The sequence below is a fragment of the uncultured Eudoraea sp. genome (assembly GCF_947258925.1).
GTDB lineage: Bacteria > Bacteroidota > Bacteroidia > Flavobacteriales > Flavobacteriaceae > Eudoraea.
On the sequence record NZ_CAMYKG010000010.1, the window covers coordinates 65,216 to 72,204 of the forward strand.

6 protein-coding genes and 1 other RNA gene are annotated in these 6,989 nt (G+C 39.3%); 5 read left to right on the top strand and 2 right to left on the bottom strand.

Annotated features, from left to right (window positions below; all coding sequences use genetic code 11):
- The first annotated feature begins 140 nt into the window (after positions 1–140).
- Both kdsA and Q0X77_RS05075 read left to right on the top strand, forming a co-directional pair.
- Positions 141–962 carry a 3-deoxy-8-phosphooctulonate synthase gene (gene kdsA / locus Q0X77_RS05070; RefSeq protein ID WP_297793985.1) on the top strand — a complete coding sequence of 274 codons (822 nt, stop codon included), beginning with the start codon at positions 141–143 and terminating at the stop codon, positions 960–962.
- 33 nt (positions 963–995) lie between these two features.
- Complete coding sequence (locus Q0X77_RS05075) at positions 996–2,609, top strand: sulfatase (RefSeq protein WP_297793988.1); 1,614 nt, start codon at positions 996–998, stop codon at positions 2,607–2,609.
- Position 2,610: 1 nt separating this feature from the next.
- On the opposite strand, the gene Q0X77_RS05080 is transcribed toward Q0X77_RS05075, so the two are convergent.
- Entirely contained in the window at positions 2,611–2,973 is a 363-nt protein-coding gene (locus tag Q0X77_RS05080) for a DUF1801 domain-containing protein (protein ID WP_297793990.1), read from the bottom strand.
- Between the two features lie 21 nt (positions 2,974–2,994).
- Here Q0X77_RS05080 and Q0X77_RS05085 point away from each other — a divergent pair, with 21 nt between their 5' ends.
- Positions 2,995–3,993 (top strand): transglutaminase domain-containing protein, encoded by a 999-nt coding sequence (locus tag Q0X77_RS05085; RefSeq protein WP_297793993.1) that lies wholly within the window; start codon positions 2,995–2,997, stop codon positions 3,991–3,993.
- An 18-nt stretch (positions 3,994–4,011) separates the two neighbouring features.
- The gene (locus tag Q0X77_RS05090; protein WP_297793997.1) at positions 4,012–5,130 is read left to right on the top strand and encodes an Sb-PDE family phosphodiesterase; all 1,119 of its coding nucleotides are present in this window, start codon (positions 4,012–4,014) and stop codon (positions 5,128–5,130) included.
- A gap of 3 nt (positions 5,131–5,133) precedes the next feature.
- On the opposite strand, the gene Q0X77_RS05095 is transcribed toward Q0X77_RS05090, so the two are convergent.
- Positions 5,134–6,339 (bottom strand): NAD(P)-dependent oxidoreductase, encoded by a 1,206-nt coding sequence (locus Q0X77_RS05095; RefSeq protein ID WP_297794000.1) that lies wholly within the window; start codon positions 6,337–6,339, stop codon positions 5,134–5,136.
- A gap of 218 nt (positions 6,340–6,557) precedes the next feature.
- Between Q0X77_RS05095 and ssrA the strand changes: the two genes are divergently transcribed.
- Positions 6,558–6,956, top strand: a transfer-messenger RNA (tmRNA) gene (ssrA, locus tag Q0X77_RS05100).
- Positions 6,957–6,989: the final 33 nt, after the last annotated feature.

The window sequence follows — 6,989 nt, forward strand, 5'->3', positions numbered from 1 at the left end:
TGTTTTGAGCCTGCAAAGATACTCCTATTTTTTTCTTCCTGTTATAAAGTTCTGTTATTTTTATTGTACTGATCCTGAGGGGTTAACAATGCACACAATAGCTCTAAAAAACAATTACCTTTGTATTTTAACTTTAGAATATGAAACTAAACGCTATACCCCAACTCCAGTATACATCTGGAAATAATTTTTTCCTGCTTGCCGGACCCTGTGCCATAGAAGGTGAAGAAATGGCATTGCGGATAGCAGAAAGAATAGTAGAAATTACAGATAAATTGCAGATCCCCTATATTTTCAAAGGGAGCTTCAAAAAAGCAAATCGTAGCCGGGTAGACTCTTTTACAGGCATAGGGGATGTAAAAGCCCTGAAAATCCTGAAAAAAGTCTCTGAAACTTTTCAGGTGCCTACCGTAACCGATATACATGAAATTAAAGACGCTGAACTTGCTGCCGAATATGTAGATGTCCTTCAAATTCCCGCTTTTCTTGTACGTCAAACCGACTTGTTAGTGGCTGCCGCAAATACGGGTAAAACCGTAAACCTTAAAAAAGGGCAGTTTATGAGTCCGGAAAGTATGAAGCATGCCGTGAATAAAATTATCGACTCCAGGAATGAACAGGTGCTCATTACAGATCGGGGAACTATGTTTGGTTATCAGGATATGGTAGTTGATTTTAGGGGAATCCCTATAATGAAGGAATATGCACCTGTGGTTTTAGATGTTACCCATTCTTTGCAGCAACCCAACCAGTCCTCCGGGGTTACAGGGGGAAGGCCGGAATTAATCAGCACCATTGCGCGTGCTGGAATTGCTTCAGGGGTGGATGGAATTTTTATTGAAACTCATTTTGATCCTGCAAATGCCAAAAGCGACGGGGCAAATATGTTGCATTTAGATCAGTTGGAACAACTTTTAACGAACTTAACAGCACTCCGGAATACTGTAAATGAACTTAAGTAATTCCCAAAGGCCCTTTAATTTCTGCTACCACCTATGAAAACATTCTTGCGTTACTTATTGATTTTAAGCGGCGCTTGCATCTTTTTCATATCGTGCAAATCAAAGAGCAAAGAGCAAAAAGAAACACAAAGGCCTAATATAGTCTTTATCATGTCTGATGATCATGCGTATCAGGCTATTAGTGCGTACAGTGACAAATTAATTCAGACACCCAATATTGATAGGCTGGCTACAGAAGGCATGCTTTTTACAAATGCAAGTGTCACTAATTCTATTTGCGCTCCTTCCAGGGCTGTAATCCTTACCGGTAAGCACAGTCATATTAATGGCAAGATTGATAACCTCTCCCCTTTTGACACTACGAACATTACCTTTCCGCAGCTTTTGCAAAAGGCCGGATACCAAACGGCCATGTTTGGAAAATTACATTTTGGCAACAACCCCAAAGGATTTGATGAATTCAAAATTCTACCCGGCCAGGGAGATTACTATAATCCTACATTCCATACGGCGCAGGGAGATACCACGATTGTTGGCTATGTGACAGACATCATAACAGACCTAACCTTAAACTGGCTGGAAGAGCGGAGAGATCCGGACAAACCATTTTTATTAATGTACCTGCACAAGGCTCCCCATAGATCATGGCTTCCTGCCGAAAGACATTATAGGGAATTTACTAAAAAAACCTTCCCATTACCTGAAACTCTTTTTGACACCTATGAGACAAGAGGGGAGGCTGCGAGAACAGCAGAGATGAATATCCTTGATCATATGGTTCTTAATTATGACAATAAAGTATTCCCTGAAGTCATCGACGAACTGCAGATTAAGGACCGAAAACTTTTTGATCCTCTGGAAAAAATGTCTCCAGAACAAAAAGCACAGTGGGATTCTGTTTATGGACCAATAAATGCGGATTTTAGAAAATTGTATCCGTCTATGAATGATTCCACGCTTATGGTATGGAAATACCAGCGTTATTTGCAGGATTATTTGGGAACAATCGCAGCTGTTGATGAGAATGTAGGAAGGTTACTCAATTATCTCGATCAAAAAGAGTTAAGTAAAAACACCCTGGTGGTGTATACTTCGGATCAAGGGTTTTATTTGGGAGAACACGGTTGGTTCGATAAACGCTTTATGTATGAAGAATCTTTTAAAACCCCCTTATTGGTTAAATGGCCCAATGTTATAGATGAGGGAATTACTGAAGATGAAATGGTTCAAAATTTAGATTTTGCCCAAACTTTTTTAGAAGTGGCAGGCATCATTCCCCCTTCAGATATGCAGGGTGAAAGTTTACTTCCCCTTCTTAAAGGTGAAAAAGAGAAATGGGAGCGAGAAGCGGTTTACTACCACTATTATGAATACCCTGCAGAACATGCGGTTAAGAGGCATTATGGTATTGCCACTAAAGACTATAAACTTATTCATTTTTATTACGATGTGGATGAATGGGAATTATACGACTGTAAGAATGATAAACAGGAGATGAATAATGTGTATATGGATCCGAATTATACCCATGTGGTTCAAGATATGAAGCAAAGACTCACTGAAGTAAGATTAAAGTACAAGGACAGCGATTCACTGAGCAATCAATATATTCAAATCTATAAAGAGAAAGGTTGGATAGAGGAGTAATCTAGTTTTTCCGGAACTTTTGATCCTTTACATTATAGGCATCTTTTAGTACTTCCACCAAAATGGTATTATCAATTTCTTCGAGGGATTTATATCTAAGTGAACGCATCATTTTGCGGCCTGTTGTAGTCATTCTTTCTAAATGAACCGTCAGATAGGCAGCGTTCCAAAATCCCAGATCCACATAATTTTTACTACAGTTGAGATAACAGTATGGCCTTCCTTCCAAATAATAAAAAGGAATCTTGTATTTAAATTTTAAATCTACTTCTGATATGGTTTGTTCAATAATTAATTGCAAGTGCAAAAGCATACTTCTATAAGGTTCTGGCTGACTTAATATGTAATTTTCTGCAGGATTCATATCTTTAAGGAAAAAGTTGAAATGCCTAAGTTATTATTTTCCCTAATATTTTTAGTTTCCACTTTTACCTTTTCCAATAATTATGAAATGGTAGACCGGAAAGTGAGGAATTATCCCAGTTTTAAAAAAGTACATGATCTTGGTTATAGAATACAAAATGATTTCATTTCTAATGAGGACAGAGTGCGCGCTGCTTTTGTATGGCTCACGCATAATATGATATACGAAAGAACCTATGATGATATTTTCAGAACCGGTCAAAAAATTACTTACCAATCAGAAAATGGGAGGCAAAGTCAGATCAGAAAGGTAATTTTAAGCTGGGTTGAAAAGGCGTTTATAGCCAGGAAAGGTGTATGTTTGGAATACTCCCTGATTCTTAATGAATTATTCCAGCAATTTGGCCTTCCATCAAAAGTAATTGTGGGCATTGCGAAGACAGATATACAATTTATAGAGGGAGATACATCCTATAGAAATCATACGTGGAATGCCGTACAATTAAATGGTGAATGGAAACTTATGGATCCATCGTGGGCTTCTGGTTATTTAGATGCGAAAAGTAATAGATTTGTGCGGAAACATTCAGATCATTATTTCTTTACAAAACCTGAAGAACTTATTAAGGATCATTACCCCTCGAATGTGGAATGGCAGTTGTTAGATAATCCTGTCGATATAGCCCAATTTTATAGTGCCCCCATTTATTTAAGCTCCTTTTTTGGAAAAGGAATTGAGCTATCTCCCCAAACAAAAGGCATAATTAGCGTTTCATCTGAAGACCCGAATTATATCTATTTTAATCAACTCCCAAAGGATCACCGAATGTATTATTTGGTGCACGGCCGTAATGAATTTCGGAAAATGGGATTTAAAAAAGGGAAGGATAAATCCTATATATCGAAAATTCGACTCAATAAGAATTTGCATAAAAATCGTCAATTACTGACTGTATTTATAGATGATACGCCAATTTTAAATTTTAAAATTGTTGAGGAGTCTTCTAACTCCTTAAACTAAAAATATAATAAGCAACACATGATGAAAATTATATTCCTTATCCTTTCAGTTTTATCTGCCTTTACCACTTTAAATGCACAAGGGCATTCTCATAAGGGATCAATGGCTTTGCATTATCCGGATATTGAGGGTTACGTAACGCTCAAAACCGATTTGCACCAACACACCGTTTTTTCAGACGGTGATGTCTGGCCCACAATACGTGTGCTGGAAGCTTTAAGGGAAAATTTAGATGCTATTTCACTAACCGAGCATTTAGAATACCAACCACATATAGATGATATTCCACACCCGGATCGTAACAGATCCTATTATTTGGCCATGGAAGAAGCCAAAGAACATGGACTGCTTATTGTACATGGGTCCGAGATCACCCGTTCTGAGCCTGTAGGGCATAGTAATGCAATTTTTATTTCAGATGCCAATATGCTGATGGCAGATGATCCCGAAATTCCTTTTGAAGAGGCTAAAAAACAAAATGCTTTCGTTTTCTGGAACCACCCTGCCTGGTATGCCCAAAGCCCCACCGGAAATCCTATTTTAAGCGACTTCCAGGAAGAGCGTATAAAAAATGGCGAATTGCATGGCATTGAAGTCATAAATACATTTGATTATGCTGAAGAATCCCTGGCTCTGGCCTTAAAACATAACCTTACAATTATGGGGACCAGTGATATCCACGGACTAATTGATTGGGATTATACTGAAAAAGGAATGCACAGACCCATCACACTGGTTTTTGCAAAAGACAGAAGTCTGGAAAGTATGAAAGAAGCCCTGTTTGCAGGACGGACTGTGGCCGTTTTTAACTCCCTATTGGTAGGTAAGGCAGCATTTTTAATCCCTTTAATCAAAGCCAGCGTAAAACTTATAGAAGCCACCTATATCCCGGATACTAATGTACTTAAGGTAGAACTGGAAAACATATCCAGTAGTGATCTGATGTTTGAAAATCAAATGCCCTACACCTTGTATAGTAAGGCTCCGGTATTCGAGATTCCTGCAGGAGAAACAGTGACACTTCAGATCAAAACATTAGAAAAAAAGGAATCAATTTCTCTTGATCTTAAGGCATTAGGTGCCTATACCGAACCAAAAGTACAGCCAGTGATTAGTTGGGAAATCAAAATAGATTAAAAGTTATTCCTTTCCATCTACATAATCTTGCAGATAAGCGTATAATGGCGTAAGTTTTCCATTTTGGGTCATACGAGCGCGTGCTAAAATACCGTCTGCATCTCCATTAAAGAAAGCGGGGATCACATGGTCTACAAAGGCCTGTCCGAATCCCTGACTGGAATCCCTGGGCAATTCTGCAGGCAGGTTATCTACCGCCATTACTGCGATGGCTTCCGGGTCCTGATAATCTACCTCTGCTTCACGCCCCGGGTGATAGCCATAAAGCGGTTCTGCAATGGTAGATGCTCTTAGGGTGCTGGCCACCGGACCATCTACATCGCAGCTTATATCTGCAACCACCTTTATTTTGAAATCGGGTTGTTTTGCATCCTCGCGTGTAAAAAGATAAGGGGCCCCACTGCCATAGAAGTGCCCTGCAATATAAAAATCTGTAACCTTTGCAAAACGAAAGAAATTGGATTTGTATTCCTCCGGATGATCAAAAAAGTCCTGCATATTTCCTTTTGTTCCGTCTTTTCTGAGGTTATACTCGTCCACGTCGATTTGGCAATAGACTGCCTCCTCAAAAGTATCATTCAAATAGGCTGCTACCCCCACTTCTTTCAGGCCCATCCCATCGAGCATTTCCTTAGCTCCGTTACCCACTCTTCCTTTGCCGGTAAGCAGTATTTTAATATTAGGGAGTTGCAGTGCTGCGAGTTCCCGGATCAGGGCTTCTTTATCAGTCAATTCGGTTGCTCTTGTCAGTTGAAAAAGTTTCGATTTCAGGCCATAAGCCCTAAATCCATTATATGCTCCAACTATACCTGCGTAACGCCCAAATGCGACCAGGCGAATGCCTTTTTTATTAGTGATCACCTCATGATCATAGAGCTCAATTTTCTTGTCTAAAATAGCTCTCAAGAGCTCACGGTTATAGGGTTGTTCCTTGATAGTATGTGAAAAGAAAAAGTATTTTTTATTCGGAATAAGGGCATCTTTGGGAACTTCTTTCACCCCTAAAAGCACATCACATGACGCCATTTTGGAAGCTACAGGAATACCTGCATTCTTATATTCCTCATCAGAAAACACTCGAATAGGTGAAGGTTCGACTGTAATTTGAGCATCTTTATGGTTTTCAACGACTTTTTGGCAGGCCTGTGGTGATAGCACAACCCGCCTGTCTGGTGGGTTTTTGCGCTCTCTGATAATTCCAAAATGCATAGTTATAATTTGGTATAAATTTTGCCCTAAAATAAGTGGAATTGGATGGTTACGCAAACTCCATCTTTAATATATTTATTAAGGATGTGGATTTTTGTTAGCTTTGCAGTCCTTTTGGAAGGAAACGTTCATTGATAAAAAAGATGAGGGAATTTAGTCCTGAAATGAATTCAGGGCGTAATTCGATTAGGGTAAGCATAGCTTACCAATCTCATTACGGGGCCGACTGGTTTTGACAGCAAGACCAATGGCGATGTAAGCATGTCGAGCGCTGGGATACAGCTCGTTAATCTCATATTTCAAACTTTTAATTGGCGATAATAATTACGCTCTTGCCGCTTAATCTGAATTATAGTAGGATTTAGCCTCGTCTCTACCAGGTAGAGAAGCGAGATGTCCCAGGATAGCCCTTGTTGACGGCGATTCATTTAGGGGCACCAGAAAAGTCAACATAAGGATACTACTGCTTTGATAGTATCACCAAAATCTTAAAAAGCTAAGTGTGTAATAGGCGGTTTTTGGTCAGTTACACATCGAAAATTGAACAAGAACTAAGCATGTAGAAAGCATTGTAATTGCTTGTTTGGACGGGAGTTCGATTCTCCCCGGCTCCACCTATGCCCTCCGTAGCTCGAGATTTGTCGAGAGCG

What these genes read in the sequence shown, in the direction of transcription:
- kdsA (WP_297793985.1), top strand. Translation starts at nt 141, where the DNA reads ATGAAACTAAACGCTATACCCCAACTCCAGTATACATCTGGAAATAAT.
- Q0X77_RS05075 (WP_297793988.1), top strand. Translation starts at nt 996, where the DNA reads ATGAAAACATTCTTGCGTTACTTATTGATTTTAAGCGGCGCTTGCATC.
- Q0X77_RS05080 (WP_297793990.1), bottom strand. Translation starts at nt 2,973, where the DNA reads ATGAATCCTGCAGAAAATTACATATTAAGTCAGCCAGAACCTTATAGA.
- Q0X77_RS05085 (WP_297793993.1), top strand. Translation starts at nt 2,995, where the DNA reads ATGCCTAAGTTATTATTTTCCCTAATATTTTTAGTTTCCACTTTTACC.
- Q0X77_RS05090 (WP_297793997.1), top strand. Translation starts at nt 4,012, where the DNA reads ATGATGAAAATTATATTCCTTATCCTTTCAGTTTTATCTGCCTTTACC.
- Q0X77_RS05095 (WP_297794000.1), bottom strand. Translation starts at nt 6,339, where the DNA reads ATGCATTTTGGAATTATCAGAGAGCGCAAAAACCCACCAGACAGGCGG.